The sequence below is a fragment of the Enterococcus sp. AZ129 genome, assembly GCF_051714505.1.
Classification (GTDB): domain Bacteria; phylum Bacillota; class Bacilli; order Lactobacillales; family Enterococcaceae; genus Enterococcus; species Enterococcus faecalis.
Map to the genome: position 1 here is coordinate 845540 of NZ_JBIORY010000001.1, position 22381 is coordinate 867920.

The 22381-nt window shown below is 37.6% G+C and carries 17 protein-coding genes; 14 read left to right on the forward strand and 3 right to left on the reverse strand.

From position 1 onward, the window contains the following. Positions 1-13: 13 nt before the first annotated feature. Complete coding sequence (locus IGJ90_RS04260) at positions 14-2251, reverse strand: ATP-binding cassette domain-containing protein (protein WP_142961149.1); 2238 nt, start codon at positions 2249-2251, stop codon at positions 14-16. A gap of 161 nt (positions 2252-2412) precedes the next feature. Between IGJ90_RS04260 and IGJ90_RS04265 the strand changes: the two genes are divergently transcribed. The 6 genes from IGJ90_RS04265 to IGJ90_RS04290 all read left to right on the forward strand — a co-directional run bounded on the left by IGJ90_RS04265 (position 2413) and on the right by IGJ90_RS04290 (position 9834). Further along, positions 2413-4599, forward strand: coding sequence for an amidase family protein (locus IGJ90_RS04265; protein WP_438767606.1), 2187 nt, complete (start codon positions 2413-2415; stop codon positions 4597-4599). Positions 4600-4675: 76 nt separating this feature from the next. Then, the gene (locus IGJ90_RS04270; protein WP_438768307.1) at positions 4676-5620 is read left to right on the forward strand and encodes an aminoglycoside phosphotransferase family protein; all 945 of its coding nucleotides are present in this window, start codon (positions 4676-4678) and stop codon (positions 5618-5620) included. 42 nt (positions 5621-5662) lie between these two features. Beyond that, on the forward strand, positions 5663-6316 hold the full coding sequence (locus IGJ90_RS04275) for a DUF4767 domain-containing protein (RefSeq protein WP_002373662.1): 654 nt from the start codon (positions 5663-5665) through the stop codon (positions 6314-6316). 109 nt (positions 6317-6425) lie between these two features. Further along, complete coding sequence (ndk, locus tag IGJ90_RS04280) at positions 6426-6836, forward strand: nucleoside-diphosphate kinase (RefSeq protein WP_438767608.1); 411 nt, start codon at positions 6426-6428, stop codon at positions 6834-6836. A gap of 159 nt (positions 6837-6995) precedes the next feature. Then, a complete protein-coding gene (gene aspD / locus IGJ90_RS04285) occupies positions 6996-8606 on the forward strand; it encodes an aspartate 4-decarboxylase (protein WP_002366411.1) in 1611 nt (536 codons plus the stop codon). A 142-nt stretch (positions 8607-8748) separates the two neighbouring features. After that, a complete protein-coding gene (locus IGJ90_RS04290; protein ID WP_025186574.1) occupies positions 8749-9834 on the forward strand; it encodes a hypothetical protein in 1086 nt (361 codons plus the stop codon). A 115-nt stretch (positions 9835-9949) separates the two neighbouring features. Here the strand turns inward: IGJ90_RS04290 and IGJ90_RS04295 are convergent, their stop codons facing one another. Further along, complete coding sequence (locus IGJ90_RS04295; RefSeq protein ID WP_002355941.1) at positions 9950-10753, reverse strand: Cof-type HAD-IIB family hydrolase; 804 nt, start codon at positions 10751-10753, stop codon at positions 9950-9952. 205 nt (positions 10754-10958) lie between these two features. Between IGJ90_RS04295 and IGJ90_RS04300 the strand changes: the two genes are divergently transcribed. The 3 genes from IGJ90_RS04300 (at position 10959) to IGJ90_RS04310 (ending at position 14497) form a co-directional block, all read left to right on the forward strand. Further along, positions 10959-11534: a DUF1361 domain-containing protein gene (locus tag IGJ90_RS04300; protein WP_002385113.1), complete on the forward strand. Its 576-nt coding sequence runs from the start codon at positions 10959-10961 to the stop codon at positions 11532-11534. Between the two features lie 151 nt (positions 11535-11685). Further along, positions 11686-13092, forward strand: a complete 1407-nt coding sequence (locus IGJ90_RS04305) for an NCS2 family permease (RefSeq protein WP_002366415.1) — start codon at positions 11686-11688, stop codon at positions 13090-13092. Positions 13093-13300: 208 nt separating this feature from the next. Next, positions 13301-14497 carry a multidrug efflux MFS transporter gene (locus IGJ90_RS04310; protein WP_002381323.1) on the forward strand — a complete coding sequence of 399 codons (1197 nt, stop codon included), beginning with the start codon at positions 13301-13303 and terminating at the stop codon, positions 14495-14497. 54 nt (positions 14498-14551) lie between these two features. Here the strand turns inward: IGJ90_RS04310 and IGJ90_RS04315 are convergent, their stop codons facing one another. Further along, a complete protein-coding gene (locus IGJ90_RS04315; RefSeq protein ID WP_002355945.1) occupies positions 14552-14737 on the reverse strand; it encodes a YjzD family protein in 186 nt (61 codons plus the stop codon). Between the two features lie 117 nt (positions 14738-14854). Between IGJ90_RS04315 and dnaE the strand changes: the two genes are divergently transcribed. From dnaE to rpmF, 5 genes are all read left to right on the forward strand, one after another. Next, entirely contained in the window at positions 14855-18184 is a 3330-nt protein-coding gene (gene dnaE, locus IGJ90_RS04320) for a DNA polymerase III subunit alpha (protein WP_126268303.1), read from the forward strand. A gap of 172 nt (positions 18185-18356) precedes the next feature. Further along, positions 18357-19319, forward strand: coding sequence for a 6-phosphofructokinase (gene pfkA / locus IGJ90_RS04325; protein ID WP_002355947.1), 963 nt, complete (start codon positions 18357-18359; stop codon positions 19317-19319). A 64-nt stretch (positions 19320-19383) separates the two neighbouring features. Further along, on the forward strand, positions 19384-21141 hold the full coding sequence (gene pyk / locus IGJ90_RS04330) for a pyruvate kinase (protein WP_002355949.1): 1758 nt from the start codon (positions 19384-19386) through the stop codon (positions 21139-21141). 373 nt (positions 21142-21514) lie between these two features. Further along, positions 21515-22084, forward strand: a complete 570-nt coding sequence (locus tag IGJ90_RS04335; protein ID WP_438767611.1) for a YceD family protein — start codon at positions 21515-21517, stop codon at positions 22082-22084. Between the two features lie 56 nt (positions 22085-22140). Further along, positions 22141-22320, forward strand: a complete 180-nt coding sequence (gene rpmF, locus IGJ90_RS04340; RefSeq protein ID WP_002355952.1) for a 50S ribosomal protein L32 — start codon at positions 22141-22143, stop codon at positions 22318-22320. Positions 22321-22381: the final 61 nt, after the last annotated feature.

The window sequence follows — 22381 nt, forward strand, 5'->3', positions numbered from 1 at the left end:
TGTACTTTTTATTTTACAGATAGCCTTTAGTAATAGAATGAGTGGAATTTAGCATATTTGTTGGTGTTCCTGTAAAAAGAAGCTGTCCGCCTTTTTCTCCACCTTCGGGACCTAGTTCAATCAACCAGTCAGCACTTTTAATCACGTCAATGTGATGTTCTAATAAAATCAAGCTGTTTCCTTCTTCTACCATTCGATTGAAAAGTTGAAGACTTTGTTGGATATCAATTAAGTGTAAGCCATCTGTAGGTTCATCCATTAAATAGATAGCTTTTTTTTGGTGAAGTGTGTCTGCTAATTTTACCCTTTGCAATTCGCCACCAGATAATGTTGAGAGCGATTGATTGAGTTTAAGGTAGCTTAAGCCAACTTCCAGTAAATTTTTTAATGAAAGAGCAAAAGGCTGGTCTTTGAAAAAATCATAGCCATCTTTAACGCTTAAAGCTAGTACTTCAACGATATTTTTTCCGTTATACAGATAATGAAGCACCTCTTCTTTGTAACGCGTTCCGTGACAGGTTTCGCAAATACTAGTAACATCCTCCATAAAAGACATATCGGAGACAATTATGCCTTTCCCCTTACAAGTAGGACAGGCGCCTTTGGAATTATAGCTAAATAAAGCTGGACTAACATGATTTTCTTCCGCAAACAGTTTGCGGACCTTATCAAAAATATTGAGATAGGTCATTGGTGTGGATCGTAAATTTGCGGTAATGCTTTTTTGTGAAAGATGAATAATTTCTTGATTATCAGCTTGGGCTTTTTGATAAATTTCTTCCGCTAATGATGATTTACCTGAACCGGCGACCCCACAAATAACAGTCAAAACTCCTAACGGAACTTCGACAGATAGATTGTTTAAATTATGCAGTGTCGCATGTTCGATTGATAAAGACTTCCTTGCTTTTCTTGGTTGGTCGTTTAAAGGGAGCGGCTCTTGAAGCGCTTGACTAGTCAAGGTTTTGGAGGCTAAAAATGCGTCATACGTTCCTGAAAACTGGACATGGCCACCATTTTCGCCTGCGAAAGGTCCTATATCGATGATAAAATCAGCTTCTCTAATTAATTGTGGATTGTGTTCCACGAGAACCACGGTGTTTCCTTTATTTTTTAAATTGAGCAACGCACGACTGATCCGTTCGATGTCCTTTGGATGTAAGCCAGCACTTGGTTCATCTAAAATATACATAATATCATTTAAGGCGCTGTTCACATACTTAGCAATTTTAATCCGCTGTGCTTCACCACCAGAAAGTGTTTCAGTTGCTCGTCCTAATGTGAGGTAGGAGAGACCGATATTAATTAATGCTTCTAGACGTACAAGTAGCTCTTCTTGAATAGTTTTTATTAAGGATAGGTCCATTGAACGAATAAAAGAATGTAATTCAGTGAGTGGCATGTCAACAGCATCAGCAATACTTTTCTGATTAATTTTGCAGCTACGAACACGTTCATTGACTCTACTTCCTAAACAATCAGGACATCTTTTTACGGTAACAAAGTGATTAAGGTATTTTTGATGACGTTTGCCTTCGTCTGTATGCAATATGCTACGTTGCATGCGCGGGACGATTCCTTCATACAAAGCTGTATGAGGCCACTCTTTGGGTGGATTAGCTAGTTTTTGTTGTGGAGCATATAAAAATAATGCTAACTCTTCAGGAGAATAGTCCTTGATTTTTTTATCCAAATCAAATAGACCACTATGGGCATAACGCTTCCACCGCCAGTTGCCAACTGTAAATGTGGGGAAATCGATAGGCCCTTCGTTTAATGATTTGTCATAATCAACTAGCTGATGAAGATTGATTTCGGTAATCTTTCCTAAGCCATCGCATGTTGGACATTTTCCATCCGGATGATTAAACGAAAAAGTATCTGAATAACCAACAAATGGAGAACCTGCTCGTGAAAACAGCAAACGTAAAAACGTATAAATATCTGTGTACGTTCCCACTGTCGAACGAGAATTACCTGCTACTTTTTTCTGGTCAATGACAATTGCAACAGGAAGATTCTCGATTTTTTCAACTTCTGGACGACCATATTTGGGTAAGTAATTTTGAACAAACGAACTAAATGTATCATTTAGTTCACGACGTGATTCAGCGGCTAATGTGTCAAATATTAAGGAGGACTTTCCTGAACCCGAAAGTCCAGTAACAACAGTTAGTTGCTTTTTAGGGATATTGACAGAGATATTCTTCAAATTATTTTGTGTTGCGTGCTTAATTTCAATCCATTCCATTAAAAAACCTCCGTTTCTATTCTATTTTAGCATATAAAAAGAACCTAGCCTAAAAGTTGAACATGGGAATGTTCAAGAGAACTTTACTTTTTAATCGCTTTCATTTATGCTATAAGTAATACAGATTTTTTAACTGTATTAATAGATAAAGGATGTGACTTATGAAGAAGTCGATTTTGTTCAAAAAGTTAGGGATTATTTTATTAATTAGCCAAACACTGGTAGGGGTACCAATGTTGGCACAAGAAAGTATACTAGAAACAACCGTTCAAACAGAGACGGAATCAGTAACAACAGAAACCAGTCAGACGGTAGCTAACTTGGAATCTGAAACTACTAGCCAAACGGTGATGCAGGAAAAAGAATCCTCTTCGGCAATCGCCGAAAGCAGTAGCCGAAATGTGGTTGCAGTAACCACTGAAACCACAAATGAGATACAAAATAGTGATACAGATGGAAAAGCTGTTTCTGCAGAGAATGCTTTTTCAGAAGCAGATTATAAAAAAGCAACTGCACTGGAGTTAGCAACTTTAGTAAGAGAAAAAAAGGTGACGAGCGAAGAATTAGTAAAAATTGCGTTGGCCATCACTAAACGTGAAAATCCTACATTAAATGCGGTCATTACTTTACGAGAAGAAGCGGCTTTGACAGAAGCAAAAGCTTTACAAGATACAGGTCAACCATTTCTAGGTGTGCCGCTCTTACTAAAAGGGTTAGGACAATCCTTGAAAGGTGAAAGCAACACGAACGGTTTTGGTTTTCTCCAAGATCAAGTAGCTGGTGGGACATCGACCTTTGTCAAAGCACTACAAAATGCCGGATTCATAATCATTGGTCAAACGAATTATCCAGAATTAGGTTGGAAGAATATTTCAGATTCGAAGTTATATGGTGTTTCCGTCAATCCATGGAATCCTAACCATTATTCAGGTGGTTCTTCAGGCGGAGCGGGTGCTAGTGTCGCCGCGGCATTTGTTCCCATTGCTTCTGGAAGTGATGCTGGTGGCTCTATCCGCATCCCTGCTTCTTGGACAGGCACCGTAGGCTTGAAACCTTCTAGAGGAGTAATCATTGGCAATTCTAATAGTGCAAAAGGTCAAACTATTCACTTTGGTTTAAGTCGAACCGTGGCGGATACAAATGCATTATTTGAAACCTTATTAACTAAAAAAGATCTTCCTGCGGGACATTTAAGTCAAGCGCAACCCATTGCTTATACAACAGAATCCCCTGCCGGAACGCCTGTAAGTGCCGAAGCAAAAGAGGCAGTCGCTGAAGCTGTTGCTTTTTTAAAAGACCAAGGGTACACATTGGTTGAAGTGAAGCACCCTGTTGATGGGGAACGTCTAATGAAAAATTATTATACTGTAGCTGCTGGCTCAGCAGGAATTGCCGATTTTATGGCGCGGCAGAAATTGAAAAGACCGCTTGAACGAAATGATGTAGAACTGTTAACATGGGCGCTTTTTCAAACAGGAAAAAATATAATGAGTGAAGAGACAACTGCGGCTTGGACAGATATTGCTTTACAAGCACAAGCGATGGACGAATTTTATCAACAGTATCCTATCTTATTAACACCAACGACAGCTGCCACGGCACCTAGTATTGATAATCCGTTACTAAAACCAGAACATGCAGCACAGATGGAAAAAATTGATCAATTGTCACCATCAGAACAAAAACAATTGATTTATGACCAATGGCTGACGGCGTTCACATATACACCGTTTACACAACAAGCAAATTTATTTGGACATCCAGCATTAAGTGTACCAACTTACGTTTCAAAAGAAGGACTGCCTTTGGGGATTCAATTTAATAGTGCATTAAATGAAGACCGAACGTTGCTACAATTAGGTGCTTTATTTGAAAATAACCACAAGATAAATCAACCACATGTAGAAGAACCAGACAAAGACAAAGAACCAGATGCAAGTGGCGAACCAGAAAAAGACAAAGAGCCAGATGCAAGTGGCGAACCAGATAAAGATAAAGAACTAGATACAAGTGGCGAACCAGATAAAGACAAAGAAACAAAAACAAGTGAAGGACCAATCGAAGGAAAAGACCAAAACCAAAACCAAAACCCAGACAAAGCTGGAAAAACTACTAGTGAGTCATCCTTAGATAATTCGCTGAATTCATCAGCAAATCAGGGAACCAAATCAACAGAAAGTACGCATGCTTTTTCTAATAAAAGTATGATTGGGAAACAAGAACAGCTTCCCAAAAAAGTATTACCAAAAGCAGGTGCAGAAGTACCTAGTACTTTCTGGATTATTTTAGGAGGAGCTTTCTTAGTAACGAGTGGAACGATTTATATAAGGAAAACTAGAAAACGATAACCAGTGAAGGTTGGAGACAATTTATCCCCAATTGTCTCCAGCCTTTTTTCTTTGGTATACTAAAACCAATAGGAAAATGGAGGCGAAAGTAATGAGGGCGTTTGAGAAGATTCCAGAGTTTCAGCAATGGCAAAAAGTTGAAGCTATTCACCGTGGTTGGTCAACTGATTTAAAGTTTAAAGTTACTAAAAATCAAGAAACCTTTTTATTGCGAATTTTTCAACAAGAAGAGTTATTAGCTAAACAACAAGAATATCAATTTATCAAAAAAGTAGCGGCGTTAGGATTTCCTAGTTCTAAACCTTTTTTATGTGCACCTATTCCTGAAAGTGAACAAGGATACATGTTATTAACGTATCTAGAAGGTGAAGACTTAAGCGATGTTTTACCCGCTCTTTCTCCTAAAAGACAACTGAACTTAGGCGTAGAGGCGGGCCGCTATTTAAACAAAATCCATAAGCTTTTGTTGCCTGAAAGGATTAGTCAAAGAGAGATTGCGCGAAATTTATACGAAAAAAAGCAGAGCCAACTAAATAAGTATAAGGAATCTCAATTTTGTATGCCGTACCAGCAGCCAATAATTTCATATTTAGAAAAACAATTACCGTTATTGCAACAACGGCCTGTAGTTTATCAGCATGGAGATTTCCATGCAGGAAATTTTATTTACTTGCCAACTAGGCAGGTCGGTGTGATTGATTTTAATCGATGGGATTTTGGGGATCCTTATGAAGAATTTTACAAGTTACAATTTTTTTCAAGAAATGTTTCGCCATTGTTTGCTTATGGTCAATTACAAGGTTATTTTGCTGGGAAAGTTCCTACCTTATTTTGGCAGTTTCAAAAGCTTTATACTTTTCACGCAGGACTCTATTCTTTAGTTTGGGCACTGAGCTTTGGTGAAAAAGAAATCAGGACTATGGAACAGCAATACCAACAATTACTAGAGGACTATAATTGTGGAGAATTACTAGTTCCCAAATGGTTTTCAACTATCCAAAGAAAGGGATTGAGATTTTAGGTTTATTTCGATAGAATAAAAATAAAAACAGGAGTTTAAGGAATGAAACTAAACGGGATTATTATGATAGCAGTTTTTGGAAGCGTTTTATCCGGCTGTGGTTGGCAAAAATCGAAAGAGGAATCACAGAAAGTACAAACCGTACAAACAAACAATGTAAATACTGAAGAAACAAGAGCGATTTCAGCAACCGAAGTTAGTCAAACCACGGCGTTGGAATTAGAGCAAACAACGCAAACACAAGAATTAACTGAATTAGTTACAGAAGAAGGAACGATTTGGAATCAGCAAAAAGCAAAACAGTTAGGACAATACATGGAAACCTGGGGTCAAGAACGCAATCAGAACTATCAAGCGTACCAACCAGGTCACTCTGTAGCTTTTTACACGATTCAAGTGCCTGATGATTTATTGAGTTATGAACCTAAAATACAACCAGCTATTGGGAACAATCCCATTTGGTTAAATTGGTCAGAAACAGGCAGCGAAGGGGGTTATTGTCTGGTGGCAGTATACTCTGACAGTGCGACACAAGTTGCCCAGAAGCATGTCTATTTATTTACTTTAGTGAATGGTGAAGCCAAAGTCTATGTGAGTAAAGAACAGCCAGTAGAGGAGCAACCTTATTTGTTTTTAAAAGAAACAAGCAATACAGAACTGAAAGAACAATTCACAAATCTTGTGAATAATCTTTAATTTTTTATTTAATCAAAAGGAAAAGAAAATTTATCATTGACAAAGTATCCGCTTTCATTTTATTCTGTAGCTACCCCTTGGGAAAGGGCAAAAGGAAGTTTTGAAAGGGATGGAAAAAATGAAGGAAACAAGTTTAGTAATTATTAAGCCAGATGGCGTTGAACGGAAGTTAGTTGGCAAAATCATTCAACGTTTTGAAGATAAAGGTATTGACTTATTGCACCTTAAATTCGAACGACTAACAGTAGAAACAGTGAAGGAACACTATGAGCATTTAAAAGATGAACTATTTTTCCCTGAATTATTAGCCTATATGACAAGTGGCCCAGTGGTTGTGATGGTCGTTGTAGGGGACAATGTGGTTAAAAAAGTGCGTAAATTAGTTGGAGCAACGAATCCGTTAGATGCTGAAAGTGGCACCTTACGAGCGGAATATGGGTTGTCTGTCACCAAAAATTTAATCCATGCTTCTGATTCTGTTCAATCAGCAAAAATTGAGATGCAACGGTTCTTTGGTTAATCATCAAAAAAGAAGCAATCCTTTATTTTTTATAAAGGATTGTTTCTTTTTTATTAATTGTCAGAATATTCCGCTTAAATGGTTGACATCTGGAGGTAGAAGAGTAGTATAGACTACATACTAAATACTAAATGACCGCGTGTGCTTCAGGAGGATAAAATGATAACAAGTGATGAATTGACAGAAAATCTTAGTCCGTTTGAATTAAGTCTATTTTTAGAGAAGAAATTACATGAAGAAAATCATAATTTAGAAACATTGTTAAATGCAGGGCGAGGCAATCCTAATTGGACGGCGCCAACACCAAGGGAAGCCTTTTTTTTATTAGGTCAATTTGCTACAAAAGAAACGTTAAGAGAGGGGAGCGAACAAACGGCTGGTATGATTCAGCCAAGTTTTGGTAGAACGCAACGCTTCTTAAACTTTTTAGCAGAAAATCCAAGCAAAGGGGCAACCTTCTTACAAGAAATTTGGACAGCAGAGCATAACTATTTTGGGATGGATAAGGAAATGTGGTTAGATGCCATGTTAGACTATGTGATTGGGGATAATTATCCGAATCCTGTTCGTTGCTTGAAGGCGTGTGAACAACCGATTAAAGCCTATTTAAATCAAGAATTATTTTCCAGCGAAGCACAACCGTTTGATATTTTTGCCGTTGAAGGTGGTACAGCAGGGATTTGTTACTTGTTTGATACGTTGGCAAATAATTATTTACTAGAAAAAGGTGATCGTATTGCGTTGTTATTACCAACGTTTGCTCCTTATCTAGAAATTCCAGAACTACCACGTTATGATTTTGACGTGGTTAAAATCAAAGCAGAGCAAATGATCATTGATGGAAAAACGACGTATCAATACTCAAACAAGGAAATTGATAAACTAAAAGACCCGTCCATCAAAGCGGTTTTTGTCGTAAATCCCAGCAATCCAACTGCTAATGCTATGGGAAAACCTACCATTGAACAAATCAAACAAATCGTTGCAGTGGATAACCCTAAGTTAATGATTTTAACAGATGACGTTTACGGAACCTTTGTGCCAGCTTTCCGTTCACTATTTACGGAGTTACCTTACAATACAGCCTGTATCTATTCTTATTCTAAATACTTTGGCGCTACCGGTTGGCGTGTGGGGACCATTGCGGTCAGCCAAGAGAACATCTTTGACCAATTATTAAAAGAATTGCCAGTGGCTCGAAAAATTGAATTACAGGCACGTTATGCTACATTGAATGCAGACACAAGCCAAATTAACTTTATCAGCCGCTTAGTCGCAGACAGCCGCGATATTGCGTTGAACCATGCAGCGGGACTTTCTTCTATTCAGCAAGCGATGATGGCTTTATTTAGTTTGTATGCTTTGTTAAAAGACGGTCAAGCATATAAAGACGAAGTGATGGATATTTGTCATACGCGTGAAAAGCTCTTGTTCCGCACCTTAGGCATTGAAGAGCCTTTAGCAAGTTTAAATACAGCATATTATTGTGAAATTAACTTTAGAGATTGGACAGAAAAACGTTATGGCCCAGAATTTTCAAGTTATTTAACGAAATCGTGGACGATCACAAAAGTATTAACCTCTTTAGCAGAAAAAGAAAAATTAATGCTTTTAAAAGCGGATGCTTTCGGGAGTGACAAATGGTCAGTTCGAATTTCTTTAGCCAATTTAGCTACTAACCAATATAGTGAAGTTGGTAAACGAATGATTCGCCTATCTGAACACATTAAAGAAGAGTGGTTGCGCCAAAAGCGCCAAGCAATTAAATAAAAAAACGCTAAGTCTCTTAAGCTGCAGGAGACTTAGCGTTTTTGTTTATTATTTATTCATTTTTCCGTCAGTTTTGGTTTATAAATGTTTGCTACACTGGAGATAAGAGGAAATTAAGCGTTTATAAAAAGGAGAGAAGTGAATGAAACATATTAAAGGAATGTTGGTTTTTATCGGATTATTTATTTTGGTTGGTTGTGCGCCAGATCAAGAGCCAACGAAACAAACAACAAGTGGTCCGCAAGAGACAAAGCAAGTGAAGCAAGTTACCGTCACCAATCAAACGACTTCTGCGGTGGAAAAACAAGCGCCGACTAAAAATGACGAACTGATTGCTAATCAATTGACTTTTGATTCTCATGAATACACTTACGAAGTGGTTACAGGGGCCACACAAACGACATTTGGGACAACCCCACCAGCAAAATATACACCGGAAGAAAAAAAGGAAAAAATGTTTTGGTCCAATCAACCGCCTTTGGGATTAATGACGGGTAACTATTATAAAAATGAAGGTGTATTTACTGGCGGAAATTACGGCATTGTAGAGATTATTACGGAACCTGAAACGCAACGGATTCTGAATGTTGAGTTTACAGAGTTTGCTAGTGACCCTTATTATGACACACGCTATTCGGGTGTCAACAAACGCCTGTCAGATTATCCTGAATTTCAAGCAAGCAACACGCGCACAGACGATACGTTAGTCACCGTTGTTAATGGTATTACTTATGTAGAAAAACAAATGCGTGACGAAAATCGTGTCACAGGTAATTTTTATACGGTACGCGGTTCATCAACTTCTGCGCGTGAAGGTTTAATGCCTTTAGCAGCAGAGATGGACACTTGGCTAAAAGAGCCATCGAAAGAAACGTATATCGGTTACGCAGAAGATTTAGGCAATGGCCTAATCGCTCGACTTCAAGTGATAACAGAAGAGCAGAAAATAAAACATGTCAGCTATGATGAATACTTTTCAGATGAACAGGAAAAAATCACAGAAACAGCCCTGCGGCCTTTTTATCGTCAATCGAAATATTATTCACCAGGATACAATAAACAAACCAACAATTCTTTTATTCATTTTGTAGATGCACTAACAAAGGCCATTACGACACAACAAACTTTATCCGTTAACGAAGAACAAGAGCTACAGCATCCGTCTTTTACTACTTATCAAAGATTGGCTGAAAAAATCAGCACGTTTCAAAATTCATTGAAGGAATAAAAAAAACGAAAGTAGGGCATAAGTCGTTTCGACTTATGCCCTACTTTCGTAATCTTAAGATTATCAGCTAAACCAAAGCAAGTTCTTTTTAAAGAAATACTTTTATCTTAGCCTTTTATAGATCTAAATAATTTTCTAAGTAATCTGCTAAACCATCTTGATCATTTGTTTTTTCAGTGACATCGTTGGCTACGGATTTAATTTTATCCGTGGCATTGTTCATAGCAACACCCCAACCAGCATAACTTAGCATTTCTTCGTCATTATGTTCATCGCCAAAAGCAATGATATCAGCTGGTTTGACAGATAAAAAGTTCGCCACTTGATCAACGCCATGGGCTTTTTGAATTCCTTTTGCGACCATTTCTAAAATAGGCATTGGACCGCCCCAAGTGCGGACATCAATATAATCACCATATTGTTTTGTCAATGTATCAGCAACTTTTTCAGCTTGGTTTGGTGTGGTCCGAACCATCATTGAGGTAGGATTTGTTCGTAAATTTTTAGCAGTAAGTAAATTATCTAAGGTTGCTTTGGAAGCAAAAAATTTCGGATCGAACCCATCTAACGTATCGATATAAAATGTTTCTTTGTTTTCAGCAGCAACAAAATCTAATTGTAATTCTTTTTTCTGTGCCAAAATGTCAAAGACTAGGTCACGCTCAATATTGGCTTCGCTTTCCAAGTCCCATTTTTTCTCTGGAATGTGGACTAAAGCGCCGTTAAAGTTAACCATAGGGGTCGTTAGGCCAAGTTGTTGGTAAAATTGATGACTCATTCTATAGGGACGTCCAGTGGCAATACTGACGTAATGACCGTTGTCAATCGCTTTTTTTAGTGTTTGTTCGGTTTTTGGACTGATTAAAGACTGTGCATTTAATGTTGTGCCGTCTAAATCAATAGCAATTAATTTTTTCAAGTAAAAATTCCTCCTAAATGCCTTTTACTCAGTCTAGCATAAAACCGAAGATTATCAAGGGGAGAAGCATGTTCATTTATAAGGTTTAAAAAAAAGCTTAAGAAGTATGCTACACTAAAATAAACCGTTTGAAAAAGGAGCGCAGAGCATCTTGAAAAATTCTAGAAATTATTTACGAGTGATCACCTTAATCTATTGTATCTATATGTGGTTATTTGCTACGCATTTTCATTTTATGGCGTTGAACGTGTTGTTAGCCTATATTCCAATTGAACTTAGTTATCTTTTAAACGCAGAAAAACGTAAAAGGGATTGGTTGATAGGTTTTGCTTGGTTAATTTTTTATCCTAATGCGCCGTACCTATTTACGGATTTTTTTCATTTAGAAACGCTATCTATTTATCGAGGCTTTAATACGATTTTTGCAAACCAAATTGGTGATTGGTGGGCGTTTGTTTGCTTAACTAGCGGGATTGTTATATATGGGCTTTTAGGGATGAAAACAGTAACAACTGTTAGCCAGAAATTGCAAAGTTATTGCGGCTATAGAACAATTGTAGTCTTTCAAGCCAGCCTTCATTTCTTGTCTGCTTTGGCGATTTATGTTGGACGTTTTGATCGATTACACAGTGTCTATCTTTTTATGAGTCCAATTGAAACAGTGAAAATTATCTTTTTTGACTGGTCCCTTCAAAAATTAATGTTTATTTTATTAATGATGTTTCTACAGATGCTGTTGTTTGGGCTAATCCAATTATTAGGAAAAGAAGAAGCAATGTAAAGCTTTTTCTTTTTTTATATCAGCAAAACACGAACGTTATATAGAAAAATATATATAATAGTTAATATTTTGTTGTAAAAAGATAGCGATTCTCTTATAATCAAAGAGTAATTATTCGAAAACATGGATTTTAAGGGAGAGAAGTGCAATTATGAATACGTTTTTCAAATTAAAGGAAAACAAGACAACGGTATCAACTGAAATAATGGCGGGGGTTACGACCTTTTTTGCAATGAGTTATATTTTATTTGTTAATCCGTCCATTCTTTCAGAAACAGGGATGCCTTTTCAGGCTGTTTTTTTAGCGACCATTATTGCTTCAATCATCGGTACATTAATTATGGGGCTGTTTGCTAATGTACCTTACGCTCAAGCACCGGGGATGGGACTCAATGCTTTCTTCACGTTTACGGTCGTTTTTGGGATGGGGTATACTTGGCAACAAGCATTAGCAATGGTTTTTATTTGTGGTTTGATTAACATTTTGATTACAGTGACAAAAATTCGTAAAATGATTATTAAAGCAATTCCAGAGAGTTTACAACATGCTATTGGTGGTGGGATTGGAATTTTTGTCGCTTATGTAGGGTTGAAAAATGCTGGCTTACTAAGTTTCACAGTACAAGCAGAACCTCAAAATGGTGTTGTGAATGGTTCGAGTATCGTGCCCGCTTTAGGAAATTTTGATAATCCAGCCATTATTTTGGCGGTAATTGGGTTAGTTTTAACAACGATTTTAGTTGTCACGAATGTTCGTGGAGCTATTTTAATTGGCATTGTGGTTACTACGTTAGTCGCAATTCCAATGGGGGTGGTAGACACTGCTTCGGTTGATTGGCATGCTAATTCGTTGGGCAATTCATTTAAAGAATTAGGTACAACTTTTGGCGCTGCTTTTGGTGCTGAGGGCTTACAGTCATTGTTTAGTGATTCTTCAAAAATTCCTCAAGTCTTAATGACCATTATTGCCTTCAGTTTATCAGATACGTTTGATACAATTGGAACATTTATCGGTACGGGACGTCGAACAGGAATTTTCTCTAAAGAAGATGAATTAGCTTTAGAAGATAGTAAGGGCTTCAGCACTAAAATGGACAAAGCTCTATTTGCAGATGCTATTGCAACATCTATCGGTGCGATTTTTGGTACATCGAATACGACAACTTATGTAGAAAGTGCAGCAGGAATCGGTGCGGGTGGTCGAACAGGTTTGACATCGGTAGTGGTAGCAATTCTATTTGCCCTAAGTAGTCTTTTTTCACCACTTATTGCTATTGTACCAGCACAAGCTACGGCTCCAGCGTTAATTTTAGTGGGAATTATGATGTTAGCTTCTTTCAAAGACATCAATTGGACGGATTTAGAAGATGCGATTCCAGCATTTTTTGCTTCAATTTTCATGGGATTATGTTATAGCATCTCTTATGGGATTGCTGCTGGGTTCATCTGTTATGCAGTGGTGAAAGTAGTCAAAGGAAAAGCCAAAGAAGTTTCACCAATTATTTGGGTCATTGATGCGTTGTTTATCTTAAACTTTGTAATCTTAGCTATTTTATAGTAAACAGAAGTGAGGCTAAGATAACAGCGGTTAGCTTTGAAGGTGTTGCATTTATTCAGCTGTTTATCTTAAGCCCAAGTGTTAAGAAGTCTGGCAGATTGGTCGTTTTGACCGATCTGTCAGACTTTTTTTAAAAGAATTTTCTTTTGAGAGATTCACTCTTTTAGAGTATAGTGGTAGGTGAAGAGGTGATAAGGTGGATAAAAGTATGAAAATAAAATGGAAGCAGAATTTGTTAGTCGCATGGATTGGTTGCTTTTTTACAGGGGCGAGTATTAGCTTAGTTATGCCGTTTATTCCAGTATATGTTGAACAATTAGGGACGCCTAAGAGTCAAGTAGAGTTGTTTTCTGGATTGGCAATTTCTGTCACGGCGTTTGCTGCTGCGATTGTTGCACCGATTTGGGGAAATTTAGCTGATCGAAAAGGTCGGAAAATTATGATGATTCGGGCTGCAGCAGGAATGACGATCACAATGGGGGCGTTAGCGTTTGTCCCTAATGTATACTGGCTGCTGATTATGCGTTTTATGAACGGGATTTTATCCGGCTATATTCCTAACGCAACAGCGATGATTGCGTCGCAGGCGCCAAAAGAGAAAAATGGCTGGGCTCTAGGAACATTATCAACAGGTGCAATTGCTGGGACGTTAATTGCGCCATCGATTGGCGGTGCGTTGGCACAGTGGTTTGGAATGGAAAATGTCTTTATTATTACCGGTGTTATTTTATTCATTACAACGTTGTTGACTATCTTTTTAGTTAAAGAAGATTTTCAACCAGTTGAGAAAAAGGATTTATTAACGACGAAAGAAATTTTTAGTAAGATGGATCATGTTTCAGTATTGATTGGTTTGTTTGTGACTACGTTAATTTTACAATTAGGAATTACAAGTATCAGCCCAATCTTAACGCTATATATTCGATCTTTAAGTGGCGATACAGAGAATGTATTATTTGTTAGTGGTTTGATTGTTTCGATTGCCGGCGTTTCAGCAATTATTTCTTCTCCAACTTTGGGAAAAATTGGGGACCGCATTGGGAACCAAAAAGTTTTATTAGGCGGATTAATTCTTTCTTTTATTTGTTACATTCCCATGGCGTTTGTGCAAACACCTTTTCAGTTAGGTGTTTTACGATTCCTTTTAGGTTTTTCAACAGGTGCTTTAATGCCATCAATTAATACGTTAATTAGTAAAATAACGCCAACGGAGGGCGTAAGTAGAGTTTATAGTTACAATCAGATGTGTAGTAATTTCGGTCAAGTTTTAGGACCGATGGTAGGGTCAACAGTTGCCCATGGTTTTGGCTATTCTTCTGTTTTTCTGGTAACCGCTTGTTTCGTTTTAGGAAACATTGGGTTGTCCTTCTTTAATTTCCGAAAAGTTTTAAATAAAAAGCTCTAAACAGTTGAAAAGATAAAAAAACCAGTTACAATAACTTTAGTAACTGGTTTTTTCTTATTTAACAGGTTTGGTTTCTTTCGGTACTGCAAAGTGTGCAATTAATAAAATAATAACGGCTGTTGCCAACGATAGAATCGTTGTCATTTTAAAGTCGTATGAACCACCAGATAATGCACCGCCGATATATCCAACGACTTGGCCTAATGCGAAGGTCCAGAAAAATACAACAAGATAACGCATATGAGCACCTCTTTTCTAGCTCTTAGTTTAGCATATTTTCTTTAAAAGTAAAGAATCCGCGATAGGAAAATAAGAGAAGAGGCAAAAAATAGCAAGGATTCAAAAAGGAGCTGTCCAATGTCATTTCCACAATTACATACCGTTACTTCCTATTCGCTTTTATCTAGTACGGTTAGGATTCGTTCCTATGTAAAACAAGCGAAAGCGTTAGGTTATCAAACATTAGCGATTACCGATATCAATGTCTTGCATGGGGCGGTTGAATTTTATGAAGCATGCCAAGAAGCGGGAATTCAACCAATTATCGGTTTAAGATTAGAATATACCCCAGCAGAAAAAGAAGGGCATTCCGAGTTGCTTTTATTTGCCAAAAATTTAAAAGGGTATCAGCAATTAATGCAACTATCTAGCAGCAAAATGACAACAGAGGGTCCCTTTTACTTAGCGGAACATCAATCCTTATTAAGTGATTTATTTGCCGTGACTTTGTCAGCTAAAGGAGAAGTCGCCCAAACATTTTTTGAAGATGAACAACAAGCGGTTCACGCTTTCCAACAACTTGCTTCATATTTTGATCCCCAGTCGTTATTTGTTGAACATTCTTTTTCAATGAATCAACAACGCAATCCAGCGCTCTTTTCTTTTTACCAAAGAGAACAATTACCTGGCGTGGCTTTGCAAGAGGTACGTCATTTAACAAGGGAAGAAGGCTTTGCCGTAACTGTTCTTGAGAGCATCAAAGAAAATAATCAATTGAATATTACAAGCCAAACACCGGAAATAGAAGGTCTGAATTACTTGCGTGAAGCAGAGACGACGATGGAACAAATGCTTCAAATAGCTGGTGCAGAAGTGGTCCAGAATACGATTCAGCTAGCTGAAAATTGCCGAGTTGACATTCCTTTACATCAAAAATTATTACCGCATTTTCCTGTGCCTGATAATCAAACGGCTGGTTCTTATTTACGCACATTGTGTTTAGAAAAATTACCAGAAAGAGTGCCTCATCTAAATGAAGTTTACCAAAAACGATTAGAAAAAGAGTTAACCATCATTCACAATATGGGCTTTGATGATTACTTTTTAATCGTTTGGGATGTGATGGACTTCTGTCATAACAATCAAATTGTTACAGGCGCTGGCCGAGGTTCAGCTGCAGGCTCTTTAGTGTCCTATGTGCTATCAATTACAGATGTAGATCCAATCAAATATGATTTGCTTTTTGAACGTTTTTTGAATCCAGAACGCTACACGATGCCCGATATTGATTTAGATATTCCTGATAATCGGCGGGAGGAAGTTTTAGCTTATGTCAGTCAAAAATATGGTCATTATCACATGGCGCAAATTGCCACGTTTGGTACGATGGCTGCGAAAATGGTTTTACGGGACGTTGCACGTGTTTTCGGGTTGTCCCAGAGTGAAGCGAATCGTTGGTCGGCAGCTGTCCCCAACAAGCTGAAAATTACGTTAGAAGAAGCATACCAAGAGTCAAAACGGATGCAAGAATTGGTCAATTTTTCACCAAATAATCAATTGCTCTATAAAACAGCTGTTCAGCTAGAAGGATTGCCTCGCCATGTTTCTACGCACGCAGCAGGTGTGGTAATTAGTGATGAAAATCTTTTGAATTTGGTTCCGTTACAACCAGGATCGAATGAAATTTTATTGACCCAATTTACTATGAATGATGTTGAAAAAATTGGTCTTCTGAAAATGGATTTCTTGGGCTTAAGAAATTTATCTATCATTGATGATACCCTTACAGCTGTTAAACGCGTCTATAATCGAACCATTCGTTTAAATCAGATTCCATTAGATGACGAAACAACGCTGGCTTTATTTAGAAAAGGGGAAACAAGTGGCGTTTTCCAGTTTGAATCTGCTGGAATTCGGAATGTATTAAGAAAATTAGGGCCAACTAGCATTGAAGATATTGCTGCTGTCAATGCCCTGTATCGTCCTGGTCCGATGCAAAATATTGATGTTTTCATCCGCCGGAAAAAAGGCTTGGAACAAATTAGTTATCCAGAGCCTAGTCTCGCCCCCATTTTAGAAAATACGTACGGAATTATTGTTTACCAAGAGCAGATTATGCAAGTTGCTGCGAAAATGGCTGGCTTCTCTTTAGGGCAAGCTGACATTTTACGTCGAGCCATTAGTAAAAAGAAAAAAGATGTGCTAGATGAAGAACGGAATCATTTTGTTAATGGTGCGTTACAACAAGGCTATCCCAAAGAAACAGCTAACCAAGTGTACGATTATATTGAGCGCTTTGCTAATTATGGCTTTAACCGCTCGCATGCATTTGCCTATTCCTTTATTGGTTTTCAAATGGCTTACTTGAAGGTTCATTATCCGAGTGCTTTTTATGTCGCATTGTTGCATTCTGTTCGTCATAATCCAACAAAAATTAAAGAATATATTGGCGAAGCTAGAAAAAACAAGCAGACGATTTTGCAGCCGTCAATTAACCAAAGTCACTACAGCTTTTACCTAAATCAGCAACAGCAAATTTTATTTGGTTTTAGTTCTTTAAAAGGAATCCGCCGAGACTTCATTCAAAATATTTTAAATGAACGCCGAGAAAATGGACCGTACAAAACGTTCGATGAGTTTCTTTTGCGAATTGACCGTAAGTGGTTGAAAGTTGAAAATATCGAACCATTGATTGCCATCGGTGCATTTGACGAAATTGCGCCCAATCGCCGTCAATTAGCGGTAGGTTTAGAGAGTAATATCCAAAGTATTCTTCTCAGCGGTGGTAGTATGGATTTGTTAGAAACGTTGAAGCCCAAGGAAGAAGAAATTGCCGATTATCCGCTAGAAGAGCGACTAGAACAAGAAGAACAATATTTAGGGGTTTATTTATCAGGACATCCGACAGAAGAGTTCAAAAAAACACGCTTAGCCAAGCAAACGCAACTTGTTCATGAACTTGTTGAAAATCAGCCCACGAAATTATTGATTTATGTCAAAAACATTCGGACGATTCGGACCAAAAAGGGAGAACAAATGGCCTTTGTTGATGGGGATGATACAACAGGAAGTATTTCACTAACGTTGTTCCCAACTGTTTTTCGCCAGTTAAGACAGAGTGTCGAGAAAGGGCAAGTTTATTATGTGGAAGGAAAAGTGGAACGCAGTACGTACAATCAAGAATTGCAAATATTGGTTCAACGAATAGAAAAAGCGCAACAAGTAGAAACATCAATTAGTGACGAAACGTGTTTTATCAGAATTACAAAAGATGTCGAACAAACGGACGTTTTTCAGAAAATGAAAGAGGTACTCAGTCGTCACGCTGGACACATTCCAGTGATTGTCTATTTTGAAAAAACAGGTAAGAAAATAGTATTAAATGAAGAAAATTGGGTCGCTCATACAAGCGTTAGTCAGCAACAATTAGCTTACGTTTTAGGCGAGCAAAACGTCATTTTCAAATGATTTACGGTAAAAAATACTAGTTGTTTTCAACTTTTTTCATTTTTTTCTTCTTAACTCAAGACATTTTGGTTCTTTAATGGTAAAATGAATGACGTAATATTTTTGTATATCAATTTTTGCGAAAAGGTTTCTTTTGGCAGTTGAAAGTATATTATATGAGGTGAAATAGCGAATGAAACGCATTGGTATTTTAACCAGCGGGGGAGATGCCCCTGGAATGAACGCTGCAATTCGTGCAGTCGTACGCAAAAGTATTTTTGATGGAATCGAAGTTTACGGTATTAACTATGGATTTGCCGGTTTAGTCGCAGGCGACATCCGTCGTTTAGATGTTGCTGACGTTGGCGATAAGATTCAACGTGGTGGAACATTCTTGTACTCTGCTCGTTATCCTGAATTTGCTACTGAAGAAGGGCAATTAAAAGGAATCGAACAATTGAAAAAATTCGGTATTGAAGGCTTAGTTGTTATTGGTGGAGACGGTTCTTATCACGGCGCAATGGCTTTGACAAAACGTGGTTTCCCGGCTGTTGGAATTCCTGGAACAATTGATAATGATATTCCTGGAACAGATTTCACAATCGGTTTTGATACAGCGATTAACACTGTTTTGGAATCAATTGACCGAATTCGTGATACAGCGACTTCTCATGTTCGTACATTCGTTATCGAAGTAATGGGACGTAACGCTGGTGATATCGCATTGTGGTCAGGCGTGGCTGGTGGAGCAGATGAAATCATTATTCCTGAACATGATTTTGATATGAAAAACGTTGCCAAACGTATTCAAGAAGGCCGCGACCGCGGGAAAAAACATTGCTTAATCATTTTAGCAGAAGGCGTAATGGGCGGAAATGAATTTGCTGATAAACTTTCTGAATACGGTGATTTCCATACGCGTGTATCAATTTTAGGACACGTGGTTCGTGGGGGCTCGCCAAGTGCTCGTGACCGTGTATTAGCAAGTAAATTTGGGTCATATGCTGTTGAACTTCTAAAAGAAGGTAAAGGCGGTTTATGTATCGGTATGTTAGATAACCAAGTAGTTGCAGCTGATATTATTGACACGTTAGAAAACAATAAACACAAACCAGATTTATCTCTTTATGAGTTAAATCATGAAATTTCTTTTTAATCTTGTATATTAGCTAATCTTATTAGCTTTGTATAAACAAATTTGGAATAGGAGCGTTTTAGTAATGAAAAAAACGAAAATCGTATGTACGATTGGACCAGCTAGTGAATCCGTTGATATGCTAGTAAACTTAATTAATGCAGGTATGAATGTTTGCCGTTTGAACTTTTCACATGGTGACTACGAAGAGCATGGTGCTCGTATTAAAAACATTCGTGAAGCTGTAAAAATTACAGGGAAACGCGTAGCGATCTTACTAGATACAAAAGGTCCTGAAATCCGCACAAATGACATGGAAAATGGCGCAATCACAATGAAAATTGGTGACTCAGTACGTATTTCTATGACAGAAGTTTTAGGAACAAATGAAAAATTCTCAATCACTTATCCAGAATTAATCAATGATGTAAACGTAGGTTCACACATTCTTTTAGATGATGGTTTAATTGATTTAGAAGTAACTGATATCGACCGTGATGCAAACGAAATCGTAACAGTTGTTAAAAACGAAGGCGTCTTGAAAAACAAAAAAGGCGTTAACGTACCAGGCGTTTCTGTAAACTTACCAGGGATCACTGAAAAAGATGCTAATGATATCCGTTTCGGAATTGGTCAAGGAATTGACTTTATCGCAGCTAGCTTCGTTCGTCGTGCTTCTGACGTTTTAGAAATCACTAAAATTTTAGAAGAAGAAAACGCAACACACATCCAAATCATTCCTAAAATCGAAAACCAAGAAGGTATCGATAATATCGATGAAATCTTAAAAGTTTCTGATGGTTTAATGGTTGCTCGTGGTGACATGGGTGTTGAAATTCCAACAGAAGATGTTCCAGTTGTCCAAAAAGCTTTAATTAAAAAATGTAATGCTTTAGGTAAACCAGTTATCACTGCAACACAAATGTTAGATTCAATGCAACGTAACCCACGTCCAACACGTGCGGAAGCAAATGACGTAGCAAACGCAATCTACGATGGAACAGATGCAGTAATGTTATCAGGCGAAACTGCAGCAGGGGATTACCCATTAGAAGCTGTTCAAACAATGGCTCGTATTGCAGTTCGTACAGAAGAAACATTAGTTAACCAAGATTCATTCGCATTGAAATTATATAGCAAAACAGATATGACTGAAGCAATCGGACAATCTGTTGGCCATACAGCACGTAACTTGGGTATCCAAACAATCGTTGCGGCAACAGAATCAGGCCATACAGCACGTATGATCTCTAAATACCGTCCAAAAGCACATATCGTTGCAATTACGTTCTCAGAACAAAAAGCACGTAGCTTATCATTATCATGGGGTGTTTACGCAACAGTTGCTGACAAACCATCAAGCACAGATGAAATGTTTAATTTAGCTTCAAAAGTATCACAAGAAGAAGGTTATGCTTCAGAAGGTGATTTAATCATTATCACTGCTGGTGTTCCAGTTGGCGAAAAAGGCACAACAAACTTAATGAAAATTCAAATGATCGGTTCTAAATTAGTTCAAGGTCAAGGTGTCGGCGAAGAAGCAATTATTGCAAAAGCCGTTGTGGCAGGAACTGCTGAAGAAGCAGTTGCTAAAGCGACTGAAGGAGCTATTTTAGTTACAAAAACAACAGATAAAGAATACATGCCTGCAATTGAAAAAGCATCAGCATTAGTTGTTGAAGAAGGTGGTTTAACTTCTCATGCAGCTGTTGTAGCGATTGCGCAAAATATTCCAGTTATCGTAGGTGCTGCAGATGCAACATCATTAATTAATAATGACGAAGTGATTACTGTTGATCCTCGTCGTGGTATTGTTTACCGCGGAGCAACAACAGCTATCTAAGTCTAATTAATTCAATCATTTGATTCTAAGCAATATGTACTCGGACGCAAAGCTGGGACAAACCGATTCGTCAGTTTGTCTCAGCTTTTTTTACAAAGAAGACAGTAGTACGAAATGTTCAGAAAACACGTATTCAGTAAATAAAGAGTTGGGCGCAAATAGTAAAATTATGTCTGAGTTTTAAATTATTTATGTTATTTCACACAAAAATTTTGTTATTTAATTAAATAAGCGCTAAGTTATCTTCAACAGAAAAACAATTATAAAAAAAACGAAAGAAAAACAGGAAATAAGAAAGGGCTGTCAAGAAAATTTCATTGACAAAGCTTTCATACCCCTGTATAATAGCTTTTGTTGCTTAGGAGTGATAATTATGAAGTGGTCTTTGTTAGAATTAAATAAATACAAAGAAGAGCCGCTAGTGTTTTCAGAAACATTGCATCTTAAAGAAGAGCTTCTTCAACGAGATGATACCTTGTTGGATGTTAGTCCAATCAAAGTAGAAGGCTTATTAGCAGTCAATAAATCAGAATATTTACTTCATTACACTATTCAGGTAACTGTAACCGTTCCTTCATCCCGTTCTTTAGAACCTGTGGCTTTGCCAATGCAAATCACGGTCGATGAAGTCTTTATGACAAAAGAACAAATGGATACAAGAGATGAACGATTTGCAGCTGAAGAGATTATTTTATTGGACAAGCCAACAATTGATTTAGATGAATCTGTCGAAGACAACATTCTATTGTCCATTCCAATTCAAGTGCTTACAGAAGGAGAACAAAACAGTCAAGAAATGCCAAGTGGCAATGACTGGGAAGTGATTTCAGAAGAAGCATATTTGGAAAGTAAGCAGAAAGCAGCAGAACAAACAGTGGATCCTCGTCTGGCTAAACTATCAGAATTACTCGGCGATAATGCTGAAGAGGAAGATAACAGCTAGGTTGGAATATATTGTGTATGTAAATACACGCATCTTTACAAGGAGGTGGAACAACAATGGCAGTACCAGCTAGAAGAACTTCTAAAGCGAAAAAAGCAAAACGTCGCACACACTACAAATTAACAATCAAAGGCTTAAATGCATGCTCAAACTGTGGTGAAATGAAAAAAAGCCATCACGTATGTCCAGCATGTGGTCACTACGATGGAAAAGACGTAATGTCTAAAGAAGCATAAGCATAAAAACATTTTTTGAAATGTTGAATCCCCTAGGCTAACCATGGAGCCTAGGGGATTT